The 13,997-nt window shown below is 41.6% G+C and carries 13 protein-coding genes; 5 read left to right on the top strand and 8 right to left on the bottom strand.

The genetic code is table 11. The features are described 5' to 3' along the window. Window positions 1–98: 98 nt before the first annotated feature. The 5 genes from IJT21_03445 to IJT21_03425 all read left to right on the top strand — a co-directional run bounded on the left by IJT21_03445 (window position 99) and on the right by IJT21_03425 (window position 4,904). Window positions 99–1,685, top strand: coding sequence for a mannitol dehydrogenase family protein (locus IJT21_03445; GenBank protein MBQ7577306.1), 1,587 nt, complete (start codon window positions 99–101; stop codon window positions 1,683–1,685). A gap of 267 nt (window positions 1,686–1,952) precedes the next feature. After that, window positions 1,953–2,882 carry a DUF362 domain-containing protein gene (locus IJT21_03440; protein MBQ7577305.1) on the top strand — a complete coding sequence of 310 codons (930 nt, stop codon included), beginning with the start codon at window positions 1,953–1,955 and terminating at the stop codon, window positions 2,880–2,882. Next, a complete protein-coding gene (locus IJT21_03435; GenBank protein ID MBQ7577304.1) occupies window positions 2,875–3,783 on the top strand; it encodes a permease in 909 nt (302 codons plus the stop codon). Before IJT21_03440 ends, IJT21_03435 begins: the two co-directional genes overlap by 8 nt. 281 nt (window positions 3,784–4,064) lie before the next feature. After that, complete coding sequence (locus tag IJT21_03430; protein ID MBQ7577303.1) at window positions 4,065–4,550, top strand: DUF4422 domain-containing protein; 486 nt, start codon at window positions 4,065–4,067, stop codon at window positions 4,548–4,550. Between the two features lie 24 nt (window positions 4,551–4,574). Next, window positions 4,575–4,904: a DUF4422 domain-containing protein gene (locus IJT21_03425; GenBank protein MBQ7577302.1), complete on the top strand. Its 330-nt coding sequence runs from the start codon at window positions 4,575–4,577 to the stop codon at window positions 4,902–4,904. A 15-nt stretch (window positions 4,905–4,919) separates the two neighbouring features. Here IJT21_03425 and IJT21_03420 read toward each other — a convergent pair whose 3' ends face one another. From IJT21_03420 to IJT21_03385, 8 genes are all read right to left on the bottom strand, one after another. Further along, the gene (locus tag IJT21_03420) at window positions 4,920–8,564 is read right to left on the bottom strand and encodes a phosphoribosylformylglycinamidine synthase (GenBank protein MBQ7577301.1); all 3,645 of its coding nucleotides are present in this window, start codon (window positions 8,562–8,564) and stop codon (window positions 4,920–4,922) included. A 97-nt stretch (window positions 8,565–8,661) separates the two neighbouring features. Continuing rightward, on the bottom strand, window positions 8,662–8,844 hold the full coding sequence (locus IJT21_03415) for a hypothetical protein (protein ID MBQ7577300.1): 183 nt from the start codon (window positions 8,842–8,844) through the stop codon (window positions 8,662–8,664). Further along, window positions 8,841–9,143: a PqqD family protein gene (locus IJT21_03410; protein MBQ7577299.1), complete on the bottom strand. Its 303-nt coding sequence runs from the start codon at window positions 9,141–9,143 to the stop codon at window positions 8,841–8,843. The genes IJT21_03415 and IJT21_03410 overlap by 4 nt, the downstream gene beginning before the upstream one ends. Continuing rightward, on the bottom strand, window positions 9,140–9,316 hold the full coding sequence (locus tag IJT21_03405; GenBank protein ID MBQ7577298.1) for a hypothetical protein: 177 nt from the start codon (window positions 9,314–9,316) through the stop codon (window positions 9,140–9,142). Before IJT21_03405 ends, IJT21_03410 begins: the two co-directional genes overlap by 4 nt. 16 nt (window positions 9,317–9,332) lie before the next feature. Then, on the bottom strand, window positions 9,333–10,379 hold the full coding sequence (locus IJT21_03400; GenBank protein ID MBQ7577297.1) for a radical SAM protein: 1,047 nt from the start codon (window positions 10,377–10,379) through the stop codon (window positions 9,333–9,335). After that, the gene (locus IJT21_03395) at window positions 10,357–10,623 is read right to left on the bottom strand and encodes a YkgJ family cysteine cluster protein (protein MBQ7577296.1); all 267 of its coding nucleotides are present in this window, start codon (window positions 10,621–10,623) and stop codon (window positions 10,357–10,359) included. Before IJT21_03395 ends, IJT21_03400 begins: the two co-directional genes overlap by 23 nt. 170 nt (window positions 10,624–10,793) lie before the next feature. Further along, window positions 10,794–11,183 carry a DUF1232 domain-containing protein gene (locus IJT21_03390; GenBank protein MBQ7577295.1) on the bottom strand — a complete coding sequence of 130 codons (390 nt, stop codon included), beginning with the start codon at window positions 11,181–11,183 and terminating at the stop codon, window positions 10,794–10,796. A gap of 284 nt (window positions 11,184–11,467) precedes the next feature. Beyond that, a complete protein-coding gene (locus tag IJT21_03385; protein MBQ7577294.1) occupies window positions 11,468–13,978 on the bottom strand; it encodes an FAD-binding protein in 2,511 nt (836 codons plus the stop codon). Between the last annotated feature and the right edge of the window lie 19 nt (window positions 13,979–13,997).

Raw genomic sequence — 13,997 nt, 5'->3', positions numbered from 1 at the left:
TCGCGTTCTGTAAAAAGTTTATTCCCATAAATATAAATTTCTTGCTAGAATCATTGCACACAAAAAATTTTTTACAATCAAGGAGGTAATTTTTTATCATGCAGCTTAGCTTGAAGGGAATCACCGACCGTTCGCAATGGGAAAAGGCCGGAATAAGACTCCCGAAAAATGACGTTCAGAAAATGCGCGAATTGACAGCGAAAAATCCTACTTGGGTTCATTTCGGTGCAGGAAATATTTTCAGGGGCTTTATTGCAGCATTACAGCAGGATTTACTCGACAAGGGACTCGCCGAGACAGGAATAATCGCAGCAGAAACTTTTGACTACGAGATAATCAAAAAAATTTATGAGCCGTTCGATAATTTGACTCTCATGGTAACGTTAAGAGCTTCCGGCGAACTCGACAAAAATATTATTGCCTCAATCGCTGAAGGAATCCGCGCCGACAGTTCAGACACTCAAGAATGGGAAAAATTACGCGCAATCTTCGTAAAGCCTTCTTTACAAATGGTAAGCTACACAATCACAGAAAAAGGTTATGCGCTAAGAGACATGAAGGGCGAATTAATGCCGGTCGTTGTGTCAGACATGAAGTCAGGCCCCGACAAACCTAAACACGCAATGAGCGTAACAGCTTCTTTATTGCTCGAAAGATTCAGGGCAGGCGCACACCCTATCGCAGTCGTAAGCATGGATAATTGTTCTCATAACGGCGAAAAATTACGTGCAAGCGTCTTAGAAATCGCTAAATCATGGGTTGATAACGGTTTTGTCGATAAAGAATTTTTCTCGTGGATTAGTGATGAGTCGCAGGTCTCTTTCCCTTGGTCAATGATCGATAAAATTACTCCGCGTCCGTCTGAAATCGTCGAAGAGCAGCTAAAATCTTTAGGAGTCGAGAACATCAGCCCGGTTATTACAAATCGAAATACTTATATTGCACCGTTCGTCAACGCTGAAGCCCCGCAATATTTAGTAGTAGAAGATAATTTCCCCAATGGCCGCCCGGCACTCGATAAAGCAGGAGTCTACATGACAGACCGCGACACTGTAAATAACACCGAACGCATGAAGGTTACAACATGTTTGAATCCTTTGCACACTGCACTTGCTGTTTATGGCTGCTTGCTCGGTTACAAGAAAATTGCTGACGAAATGAGCGACCCCGAATTAAAGAAACTCGTTGAGCTTATCGGCTATAAAGAAGGACTCCCCGTCGTTACTGACCCGAAAATTATTAACCCGAAAAAATTTATTGATGAAGTTGTCGGCGAAAGACTCCCGAACGCGTTTTTACCGGACACACCGCAAAGAATCGCAACAGACACGAGTCAAAAAATTCCTGTGAGATTCGGCGAGACATTAAAGAGTTACGCTGCTGATAAATCACTTGACATTAACTCATTGAAGGCGATTCCTTTAGCGTTGGCAGGGTGGCTCCGTTATCTTGAAGGCACTGACGATAAAGGCGAGTCAATGCAGGTCAGTTCAGATCCTATGCTTGATACTTTGCAGGCAGAACTCAAGAAAAGCGGCGGACTTCATGAAATTTTGAGCAACGCAAATATTTTCGGTCTGAATCTCTATGAGGCTGGACTCGGTGAGAAAGTAGAAAAATTTTACAACGAACTAAATGCCGGCCCCGGTGCTGTACGTGCTGTGCTGAAAAAATATTTAGCGTAAATTATTACACACTGTCCCTCATGAAGAATTTTCACGGGGGACAAATTTTTTTGCTATAATATACAAAACTTTTCATTGACTCGTAATCACGAGAGAAATATTTTACAACTACATTTACAACTACAAAAAATTAATTTCATTCACGCACTCACAAAGACTCACAGAGAAAAAAATTTTTTTATCACGTAATTTTGCTGATTGACTTAAACCGCTCTTTATAGTTTATTCTCGTAAAAAATTTATAATTGCAAAGGAGTCTTTAATCACATGAGAAAAATTTTTCTTGCAGCACTAATAATTTTCGCGCTGTGTAATGTTTCATTTGCAGCAAATTCTACGGTTTATTTCACAAAAAATATTTCTCCGGCGGGAATCATGGCAATTTATAACGCACTTGGCCGCGAACCTTCCGGAAGAGTCGCAGTCAAACTCAGCACGGGCGAGGCAGGCAACACTCATTATTTATCACCTGAGTTAATCGGCGAGCTTGTGAAAAAAGTCAACGGCACAATAATCGAAGGCAACACAGCTTACGGCGGGTCAAGATCTTCAACAGCAATGCACATGCAAGTAGCAGAAGATCACGGATTCACGAAAATTGCAAACGTTGATATTCTTGACTCAGAGGGTGAAATTTCTTTGCCGGTCGTCGGAGGAAAGCACTTAAAAAATGATGTCGTCGGCTCACACTTCAAAAATTATGATTTCGTGCTTGTATTAACACATTTCAAGGGTCATGCTATGGGAGGTTTCGGAGGCGCGCTGAAAAATATTTCAATCGGTATAGCTTCACCGCGCGGAAAAGTTATAATTCACACAGCAGGCACGAAAGAATCAGGCAGCATTTGGTATGATAAGCAGGATGATTTTCTTGAGTCAATGGCTGAGGCAGCAAAGGCGGTTTCTGACAGTTTAGACGGCGGCAAAAAAATAATGTACATCAGCGTAATGAATCATTTGAGCGTTGACTGTGATTGCGACGGTAACCCATCAGCACCCGATATGCATGATATAGGGATTCTCGGATCTCTTGACCCTGTTGCACTCGATCAAGCCTGCGTTGATTTAGTGTACAAAGCTCCGGACGGCAAGTCATTAATTAACAGAATGGAATCGCGTCATGGCATTCACACAGTCGAACACGCCGCAGAAATAGGACTCGGATCGCGAAATTATGACCTTGTCAGCATTGACTAAAATTTTAAACCGGGAATTTATTTATCTCTGGTATTACTTCACGTTACAGCTTGAACAAATTTATGTTTACTGGCTGTTAGGAATGGCGATAGGTTCGTTTGTGTCTGTATTCGGAAAAAATAAGATTCACGAGCTTTTCGCCTCCCTTCGTGATAAAAAATTGAGTCTGTTCGGGATTGTTCCTGCGTGTGTGCTGGGCATTGCGTCGCCTTTGTGCATGTATGGGACGATTCCGATTGCAGCCTCATTTTACGAAAAGGGTATGCGTGAAGATTGGCTTGCGTCGTTTATGATGGCATCGATTCTGTTAAACCCGCAGTTAATAATTTACAGTTCTGCACTGGGTGAGACTGCTTTAATAGTTAGAATTTTATCGTGTTTTATGTGCGGAATATTTGCGGGATTGAGCGTTTGTTTATATGTAAGACTCACGGGAAAAACTTTTTTCAACTTTTCGGGCTTCTACGAGATTTCAAATCGCGATACAGATAAAAATTTGCTTTTACGCTACATAAAAAATTTTCTGCGTAATGTGAGGGCTACAGGATTATATTTTTTGCTGGGGATATTTTTAACGGCGTTATTTATGCGTTATGTGCCGGCTGAATCTTTTGCGCGGTTATTTGGGCGTAAAAACGGTTTCGGGGTCTTGATGGCTGCTACAATAGGAGTTCCCCTTTATGCGTGCGGGGGCGGGACGATTCCTTTATTGATTCAGTGGCTTGCTGACGGGATGAGCATGGCGAGTGCTTCAGCTTTTATGATAACCGGGCCGGCTACAAAGATTACGAATTTGGGCGCGTTGAAAATTGTTCTCGGTGCGAAGAAATTTATTGCTTATATTGCGTTTGTGATTATTTATTCGCTTGTGAATGGTCTTGTTGTAGAATTGCTCGTGTAAAAAGTTTCATTGTTATAGCGCAAATACACTTGAATAACGTGAACAGCTAATGACGCGCAGTCGGCCCAGTCTGCAAAAAATGTTTTCACTATAAAAAATTAAGTGCGTTGACTATATTTATGCGTTATGTACCTGCTGAATCTTTTGCGCGCTCGTTTGGGTAAAAATGGCATTATTGCAGAATTACTCGTGTGAAAAATTTTTGTGCTATAATCGTGAAAGTTCATGAGAAATTTTTATGCGTGAATAATTTTACGAGAAAGGACGCTTGACAATGACAAATAAATCTGCTACCCTCAGATAGACAGACAGATAATTTATGTAACGGCCAACCATGCGGCAACATCAGCGAAAAAAATCCCTATTATTCTGAATTAACAGTTATTTATTGGGCGTGGAAGAATATAAAAACTTTATACCCCGAAATTAAATATGTTGGACTAATGCATTATAGGCGGCTTCTTGCGTTCGACGAGAAAAAATTTTTTACAGAGGGAATAAATAAACCTGAAAGCGAGATAACAAATTACAAAATCGACCCAGAACGAATAATAAACATGATCGAGAACGGTTATATAATCGCGTCGAAAAAATTTACTATGCCAGTTTCTGTGAGAGATCAATATAACGCGTGTCATTTCAGCGAAGATTTGAGGGTGCTGGAAAAAATAATCAAGAATCAATTCCCGGATTATCACGAGGCATTTGATACAATAATGAACGGCAATAAACTTTTTGCGCGAAATATTTTTATCATGAAATACTAAGATTTTTGCGATTATTGCGAATGGCTGTTTGCTATCCTCGATGAAGTTGACAAGAAAATTAATTATAAGGCTTATTACAGCTTAGTTCAGAGAAGAGCACCGGGTTTTATGGCTGAAAGATTATTTAATGTGTACATGCTCAAACACGGGAAAAAACTTAAATTCTTTAATTTCTATGTTTATACAAATCCGGACGATATGCCCCACACCCCCAGACATAAATTTATTTGGTTTATAGTTGATTTGTTCGGTTATTTTCGGGATGAACTAACAGCAGCATTATTACGTTCACGCGGAAAATTTTTAAATATGCTATTGACTATATGGCGCATTGTATTCAAGCGGGAGAAATAGAATCCCCCGCAAAAATTATATTTTCCTGAAATATTCACACGCTGACTCGAAAATTTTTGTGTCGTAATTGCCCGCAACATTCTTATAAAGACTCGCGCCAAATCTCTCAACGTGTCCCATTCTGCCTAATATGCGCCCGTCAGGTGATGTAATGCACTCAATCGCATAACTTGAGCCAGCCGGATTAAATTGCGTCATCATTGAGGGTTTATTATTCATGTCAACATACTGACTCGCGACTTGGCCGGACTTCATTAGAGATTTATAAATTTCTTCATCGCAAATGAATCTTCCTTCACCGTGTGAAATCGGCATTGAATACACTTCACCGGCTTTATTTTTTCTCAGCCAAGGCGAATGGTTAGCAATGACTCGGCTTCTTATTATTCTCGACTGATGACGGCCGATTTTGTTAAATGTCAGAGTCGCCGATAAATTTTCAGGATTCGTGAATTTCCCAAACGGTAATAAACCAGTTTTGACAAGCGCTTGAAATCCGTTGCAGATCCCGCAGATTAAACCTTCTCGAACGTCAAGCAAATTTGTTAAACTCTCTCTTACTTCAGGACTTCGCAAGAAAATAGCTATAAATTTCCCTGATCCGTCGGGTTCATCGCCGTTAGAGAATCCACCAGGAATGATTAAAGCCTGCGAGTCTCGTAATTCTTTCGCAAAATCGTGCGCTGATTCCTGCATTAACTCAGGAGTTAGAGTCTTCACAACAAAAATTTTTGCGCGCCCTCCTGCGTTATTGACTGCCTGTGCTGTCTCGTACTCGCAATTAGTGCCGGCGAAAACGGGTATTAAAAATTTCGGTGCTGCTATTGCTTCATGTGAGTAAAAAACTTTTGGCAGACTCGAATTTATTGCTGTTTCCGGAATCGCTGACGAATCTTTTATTTCGGTCGGGAAAATTGACTCAAGCGTCGATTTATAAACTTTGTCGGCCTCGTTTAAGCTGACATTTTCGCCGTTATAAATTATTTCAGGAGACTCAATCACGCGGCCAAGTCTGGATAAATTATTATTCTCGTCAGCAAGCTCGATTATGAATTTACAGCGTCTATCGTCAAGTAAAATATTTTTCTCGAACTCAAAGCCTAAATTATTGCCGATACACATTTTGAAGACTCCCGCAAGAATCCCCCCGAAAGTCGTAACATAGCATGATAAAATTTTTCCTGACCCATTAAGCTCTTGAATCAACGCAAAAATTTTCTTGATCGAGTCAGGAACCGGCAAATCTGAATCATCATAATCAGGAGTCAATATATAAACGTTCGAGCCTGCACGCTTAAATTCCGGAGAAATAATTTTATTCACGTCAGCAGCACACACCGCAAATGAAATCAAAGTCGGGGGAACATCGTAATTTTTCCCGTTCTCGTCAACAAATGAACCGCTCATTGAATCTTTTCCGCCGATCGCAGCAACGTTAAAATCTAATTGAGCCTTCAACGCTCCCAACAGTGCAGCAAATGGAAGCCCCCATTTTTCGGGATTAGTGCCCGGTTTGCCAAAATATTCCTGAAGAGTCAGCCAGCAATGAGTCAAATTTCCTCCTGACGCTATAATCTTGCAGAGTGAATCAAGCACCGCCAAATAAGCACCGTCAAAAGGTGATGACTCGCTTATAAACGGATCAAAGCCGTACGACATCAACGAACAAATTTGCGAGCCCGTGAAAATTTCTGCTGCCATTGCTTGAGCCGGCGTTTTCTGGAATTTCCCACCGAACGGCATTAAAATCGAGTGAGCTCCGACAGTTGAATCAAATCTTTCTGCGAGTCCCTGCTTTGAACAAACGTTTAAATCTTTTAACAGCGCAAATAATTTCTCCCTGAATGATTTAGAGTCAGAGTCATAAATTTTTTTGTGAGGCTCATTAACTTTCACGGTTATATTACGTTTTGCACCGCTTGAGTTTATGAAATCCCGCGATAAATTAACAATTTCACGTCCCCGCCAAGTCATCCGCATACGTCCTGAATCATTTACACGAGCTATAATGCTTGCTTGAACGTCTTCGGAGAGAGCTAAATTTTTCACGCGTTCTACATTGCCTGCACTCACAACGACGGCCATACGTTCTTGAGACTCGCTGACTGCAATTTCTGTACCGTCAAGACCTGCATATTTCAGCGGAACTGAGTCTAAATTTATTTCGAGACCTTCTGCGAGTTCACCTACTGCGACGCTTACTCCTCCTGCGCCGAAATCGTTGCAGCGTTTTATGAGTCTCGTAAATTCCGGATTCCTGAACAACCTTTGCAATTTGCGTTCTTCGGGTGCGTTACCTTTTTGGACTTCAGCTCCGCAAGTTTCAAGCGATATTGCATTATGTGAAACGCTCGAACCTGTTGCACCGCCTATGCCATCACGACCAGTCTTACCGCCCAGCAACAAAATATAATCTCCTGCCTCTGGACGTTCACGAATGATATTTTTTTCCGGAACAGAAGCAAGAACCGCGCCGACCTCAAGTCTTTTAGCTCTATAGCCTTCATGATAAATTTCATCAACAAGTCCCGTCGGTATTCCGATCTGATTCCCGTATGAACTGTAACCTGCTGCAGCTTTTGTGATGATTGCGCGTTGTGATAATTTTCCGGGCCAAGTCGATTTAAACGGGTCAGCAGCTCCGGTGATTCTCATTGCTTGATAGACATATGCGCGTCCTGATAAAGGGTCTCTAATTGCACCGCCGATACACGTTGCAGCACCTCCAAAAGGCTCTATTTCTGTAGGGTGATTGTGAGTCTCGTTCTTGAAGAGTAAAAGCCATGACTCGCCGTTAATATTTATTTTCACTGTGCAGGCGTTATTTTCTTCTGAGTCTGCCAAGTCAGGCAGTAACCCGCGAGATTTCAAATATTTTGCGCCGATAGTTGCAATGTCCATTAAAGTTATGGCTTTATCGGGAGAATAATTTAATGCGCGTCTAATTTCTAAATATTTTGCGTAAGAGTCTGCAACCCGCGAGTCAAAAATTTCTGCATGATTAATTTGCGTCAAAAAAGTTGTGTGCCTGCAATGGTCTGACCAGTAAGTGTCTAAAACTTTTATTTCTGTTGATGTAGGCCTGCGTTTTTCTGAGTCAAAATATTTCTTGCAGCACTCTAAATCTTCATGACTCATAGCTAAACCCTGAAGGCTTGATAAATTGTCAATAATTTTCACGTCATCGGGGCGGGAATAATTTAAATCAAGCGATTCATACTCGTTTAACTGTGCTTCACGAGATTCAACGGGGTTGATTAAAATTTTTTTTATCGCGTCAAAATTGTTTATATCTCCGTAAAATAAATAGATTCTTGCAGTCTTGATAACTGGCCTGAAACCGAGTAAAAGTCCTGCACATTGTTCGGCAGCGTCGGCTCTCTGGTCATATTGTCCGGGTAAATATTCTACGGCAAAAATTTTATTTGCGTCATCGGGTAAAACTTGCAAAATGTTATCTGTGAAAGGTTCAGCGAAAATTAAATATTTGCAGGAGTCTAATTCTTTATCGCTCAAGCCCTGAATATCATAACGGTTTAAGATTCTGACTCGTGATAGATTTTCATTGCCGGGGAAATTTTTTATCTCGTTCAAGAGCGTTAATGACTCGATATTGCCTGAGTCTTTGCGTTCTGTATAAACTCTATGTACCAGCGTAATAACCTCCTATTGTGATAATAAGAGAAATTATAATATATTTTACCTTCATTAATAAAAATGGGAGAACGAGAACAAATCCCGCACTCCCGCAAAAAAATTAACACGCGTATATCGGTTCGAGTCCTGAAGGCATGTCAACAGAAACGCTTTTATCGCCCTTAATAGCCGCAGCCGCTCCTAATGCAAATGCCTCAGCAATGCTTAACCCCGCTATAATTGCAGGAAACGCAAATTTTCCTGTATTACTTGATGTTATTGACGGCGTTATATATTCTTTCATGACAAATCACCTCCTATTTTGATTCTAATTAATTTTTTCCATTGTAAGTCGCGCAAAAGATTCACTAAATCATTCTCAAGTGAGTCGCGGTTAATATCGTATTCGCATAAAAATTTTTCGCAGATTGAGTCAACGCTTATATTTCCGTCGATAAATTCCCAGAAGTCCCGCGCCGTCGAGTTGAGATAAAAAATTTCTTTCTCGTTGTTAGCAGCGATTAAAAAATTTCCGTCCTCCCTAACTTTCATGGCATTACGAACGGGAATAAAATTTTTCAGCATATTATAAGCAGCATTCATGATATAACGGGTTCGAGTTCAAGCAAATTTTCACGAGCTGACATACTCGCCTCAAAAATTTTTGTTACTGCCTTTCCAGCCGCATAACCGCCTATTAACGCAAGACCTACAGCAGGGAACGCAAAAACGGGCTTGGAGCTGCTTATTATTTCAGGTTTAGAATATTGCTTCATGTAAAAATTTCCTCCTTTATAGTATCACGTCAGAGTCAAAATAATTCTTGATTCCGTGATTGATTTCGTCGATGTCGTCCCATGAGTCAATATAATTAACAATTTCCGGCCTCTTCCAAATGTCAGGGGCTTTACTCTGCCAAATTTCGCAAAAATCTTCATCTAACACATTCCCAATAACAAACGGAGCAACGCAATCGAGTCTTATATTTCCGTCCGGTCTGATAATTGCTCCTGTTACTGGTGAATTTTGTGCGCGCATTAATTGAATCTTTGTGCCTGAACTCCTTTGTACCTGCATTTTTCCGGAAAATTTGGCTGCATTCTCGTTAATTTTCTCGTATAAAATATTTCTCTGCTCGTGATTTAATAATATTTCCTGATTCAAAAAAGTTCGTCCGCTGGGCATTATCTCGCCTAAAATTATACCTGCCGCCCCTAACTCATAAGCAAGCGAGCACATTTTATCGAGTTCACATAAATTTTCGGGCGTTACAGAGTGCGCAATCATTACAGGAATCCCCGCACTTGAGAGCATGAAAACCGCTTTTATTGCCGCGTCAAAGCTGCCGTTTTTCTGCCTGAATGAGTCATGACGTTCACGAGTCGCGCCGTCAATTGAAATTTGCAGCCATTTATAACGATATTTCGCGAATGATTTAACTTTTTCGGGAGTCATCAATAAACCGTTAGAGATCAGCAAAAAAATTGTTCCGTCATCGTGTAAAATGTCCATTATCTCGAATAAGTCATCACCCAGTAAAAGAGGCTCACCCCCTGAAATGACGCATTGAAAGATTCCCCCGTGCTTGACGAGATAACGCGCAAAAATTTTCCAGTTTTCGGGAGTCATTCTGTCAGCTGATAAATTATTCTCGCCCGAACGGTTATAACAGTGCTTGCAATGAACGTTACAATGTGAAGTAAGCTCAAATTGCAGAGTCAGAGGCATAATAAATTTTTCAGGATATAAATTTTCTGATATAAGGCGATTCAGATAATTTGCTTCGTCCTGAGCTGCTTTCTTGTCTCGTAAAAAATTAATTTTCGCGTAGTCTTTCATGATGGCTGCTCCTAACTTTATTGCATGATGTAAATAAAATCTCGTCAAATTCTTCACGTGTCATGACATTTTTTAGTCTCTCTTCATAAAATTTTTTGTTGTTGCAGATTATTGGCCGTGAGTCATAGATTTTGCAGAGCCTAGAGTCAGAGTCAAAATATTTGCAAGTTCCCGAACCGTTATTTAATTGAGCTGCTATTTGTGAAATTTCCGGCAAATTTTGAGCTTGCAGGAAGTTCATCATTTCACAGCAGGAGCCGCATTTTTTGCAAGTAAACATAATTAAATTTTGTCCATGAGAGCGCGTTTTTTCTCGTTAAATTCTGATTCAGTGATTGCGCCCTTACCTCGTTCAGACCCCGACGCAAGTTCGCCGAGTACCGCTGTATAATTGCTCATAAAAATATCACTCCTTTAATCAATCCCGACAGAAGTTCCAGCCCCGAAAAAATTATCAAGACTTTCACGTGCCTGTGCTTTGACTTCATCGTTTACATACATTTGGGACATTAAGAGAGCTGCACCAATCGCCGCTAAATCATCAGTGAAGCCCACAACCGGAATAAAATCGGGCACTAGATCCAACGGCAGAATAAAATAACCTAACGCCGCAACTATCGCCGTTTTTATCGCAGCAGGACACTCAGGACGCTTCATGACGTAATATAATTGAAGAGCTTTATAAACTATTTCACGCCCGGCAGACTTGAGAACGCCTTTAATTTTGTCCCAGAAATTGTCATCTGAATAATTTTTAGCATACTTAGGATCTAATTTTTCATCAGCCATTAAACCTTCACCCATTTCGGTTTGTGTTTTCCGTCGGGACTTGATGGACATTTACCGCCGATACTTGACGGATTAGAACGGGGCTGACCTTGACTTTCGTTTATTTATGTTGTAGAGCCGCCCTTACCGCAGCAAGAACAAACACTTTGCCATTTTACTGTTGCCATGAGATTATCGCCGCTTTTCTATTATTATTTGCGTAAATTATACCGGGGGGGGGGTATTAGTCAATAAGCAATTTCAAGCAACAAAAAACGGGAGGACAGGAAATAATCCCATTCTCCCGCAAAAATTGTAAATTATTGATTCTCGGCGTTAAGAGTCTTTGCTGCCGTTCTTCCTGATACAAAAATTTCTACAATTGCATTTCCGCCGAGTCTGTTTCCTCCGTGAATGCCGCCGGTAACTTCTCCAGCCGCGTAAAGTCCCGGAATTATACGCCCTTCACTATTCAAAACGTGCCGCCCAGTGTCAACAACTAGTCCGCCCATTGTGTGATGTGTGCTCGGTGCCATGAGTCTTATCGTCATAACTGTATTATCTAAATCGTAGCTGTCAATCTTGTAACTTCCGTCGGGGTTCTTCTCGACATTTCCAATTGTTCGCGATGCAATAGCTTTGCCCACGTCAGGAAATTCACCGCCCGTCATGACTGCTTTGTCATAAGCTCTGATTGTCTGCTCAACGACTTTAGGATCAGCTTTGACTCCTAATTCTTTGAACAATTCGGGAAGCTCTGAAATTTTGCGCCTGTAATAACGTCCGGGATAATCGCCTGTTTCTGGTAATTGTGTAGGAGCCGGCATTTTTTGCGCAGAATTGTAAAACTCTAAGAAAACACCTTTGCTGCCCTTGTAGTCCATACCGTTTTTAAATTCAGCAAGTGAGAGAACGTCGCGCTCTGAGCCTTCATCAACGAATCTGTGTCCCGTGTTAGGATTAATCCAGCACGCATAATTTCCGCCTCCAAAAGCTAAATTACCGTTGTCGATCCAAGAAATAGGCATTAATTGAGTGAACCCCATTCCCGTAACGTGTGCGCCGACCGCTTGAGCCATTGCAATCCCGCTACCCTGCAAAGAAGATCTATTTGTTGTCTTCGTTGTAGTAGAGAGATATTCAGGCGACCAATAAATATTTTCGTCAACAACTTTCACGAGATTTGCAGCATAACCGCCAGTCGCAAGAATAACACCTTTTGAGGCATAAGCAGTAATTTTCGTGCCGTCGTTTGCTGTTGCTCTGACACCGATAACGCGTCCGCCTTCATAAATTAACTCATTCACTGTAGTGCGTGTCATGACGCGATTTAATTTATTAGCCTTCAACATTGCATTAATCGGAGCAACAAAGAACGTCCCCCAGCGGCCTTTATACTCTTCGGGCTTACCGTCGCCGTCCGTGTCAACATTTGCGCCGACAAATTCATTTTCTCTGTACCATAATGCACCGATTAGAGTAGGCTGTGTGTCATCGTGGAAAGTCGAACCCATTGACTCGAGCCATTCTTTGAGACCTTGACCGCCTTCAACAAACTGCTTGACTAAATCAACATTGCCGTAAATCCAAGTAGATTTGTCCGCGCTTTGTCTAAGTCCTCCGTAATAAGTCTGGAAAATGTGAAGATTGAGAGTCGAGAAAAGCGTTAAATTATTTTCCGGGACTCCTGCGTCGAGTTTAGGTTGTGCCCAGTCGAGGTAGGCTTTAATTTCTTTCTTGAGAGCCTGCAGAACGGGCAAATATTCAGCGTGTACACCATGTTTAGAGAGTTCTTCAGCGTCGCCGGCTACGTACTCATGAGTCTTGTAATATTCAGCGTCAAAGGGTGATTCGCTCCAATTTAGAATCATCTTCAATTCTTTAATGCAGCCTTGAACGGATTTAACTTTTTTGTATGACTGGCCATTGAAAGCAAATATTCCTGTTTCAGCGTCAGGGTTTTGCGGATCCCACACTAAATAAGGCATGACACTTTGATATTGACCGCCTGACACTAAAGTATTTCCGCCGACTTCAGCATTTTTCTCGATGATTAAGACTGTGTTGCCGTCCTGTGCCGCCTGAGCTCCTGCTGCCACTCCTGCACCACCTGCACCGACGATTACTACATCATAGACGAGTTTTATATCATCTTGTGCGTTATGAATGACTTTTGCGCGTTTGAATGCCTCAAGATTTGTGCAACCGGCCATTTCAGCGGCGTTATTGACTGCGTTGCGTAGTGCCCTCGTTGAAAAAGTTGCTCCCGACACAGCGTCGACCCCTGATCCGTTAGCCTGCAACATTTCCGGAATCATGAGAGTAAAAGCTATGTCGCCGACGTGTTCTGTTTCGTGATGTGAGATAATTTCAATTCCCGTTATTTTGTCGGCGGTAAAAGTTGCTTTAATTTTCACAGGGCCGTTGTAACCTTCTGATTCTGACTCATAAGTTCCTGGAGTGAATGTTACGGGCTTGCTTGTGTCTTCGGGCTTCTCACCTCGTGCAAGTGCAAGAGCTTTCTCGACGGCTTGTGAAATTCCGTTGCGAGTCATTGTTGCGCCTGAGACAGCGTCAATTTTCCCGTCAGTGCGTCCGATTAGTGCATCGCCATATTTGCCGAACAAAGGAACACCAAACGGGATTTCTTCGGGTGCGTCGATTTCAATTTTTGTGATAGCTTTGTCATCAACGGTAACACGAACTATTACATCAGAGGTTTCGCTGTAACCTTTTCCCCTGCCCTCATAAGTTCCGGGAGTGAATGACGCTCCGTAAACGCATGAAGCCATGACAAGAGAAATAATTACTGCAAGACAAATTTTACGCATAAATAAATCTCTCCTTCAT

The sequence above is a fragment of the Synergistaceae bacterium genome (assembly GCA_017443945.1).
GTDB lineage: Bacteria > Synergistota > Synergistia > Synergistales > Aminobacteriaceae > JAFUXM01.
The sequence above is the reverse complement of the archived record's forward strand: the minus strand, read 5'-3'. Positions and strand labels throughout refer to the sequence as shown.

Excerpts from the sequence above, each read along its gene's own strand:
- IJT21_03395 (MBQ7577296.1), bottom strand. The coding sequence starts at position 10,623 with ATGATGAACTTCCTGCAAGCTCAAAATTTGCCGGAAATTTCACAAATA.
- IJT21_03440 (MBQ7577305.1), top strand. The coding sequence starts at position 1,953 with ATGAGAAAAATTTTTCTTGCAGCACTAATAATTTTCGCGCTGTGTAAT.
- IJT21_03400 (MBQ7577297.1), bottom strand. The coding sequence starts at position 10,379 with ATGAAAGACTACGCGAAAATTAATTTTTTACGAGACAAGAAAGCAGCT.
- IJT21_03410 (MBQ7577299.1), bottom strand. The coding sequence starts at position 9,143 with ATGAATGCTGCTTATAATATGCTGAAAAATTTTATTCCCGTTCGTAAT.
- IJT21_03390 (MBQ7577295.1), bottom strand. The coding sequence starts at position 11,183 with ATGGGTGAAGGTTTAATGGCTGATGAAAAATTAGATCCTAAGTATGCT.
- IJT21_03415 (MBQ7577300.1), bottom strand. The coding sequence starts at position 8,844 with ATGAAAGAATATATAACGCCGTCAATAACATCAAGTAATACAGGAAAA.
- IJT21_03405 (MBQ7577298.1), bottom strand. The coding sequence starts at position 9,316 with ATGAAGCAATATTCTAAACCTGAAATAATAAGCAGCTCCAAGCCCGTT.
- IJT21_03445 (MBQ7577306.1), top strand. The coding sequence starts at position 99 with ATGCAGCTTAGCTTGAAGGGAATCACCGACCGTTCGCAATGGGAAAAG.
- IJT21_03385 (MBQ7577294.1), bottom strand. The coding sequence starts at position 13,978 with ATGCGTAAAATTTGTCTTGCAGTAATTATTTCTCTTGTCATGGCTTCA.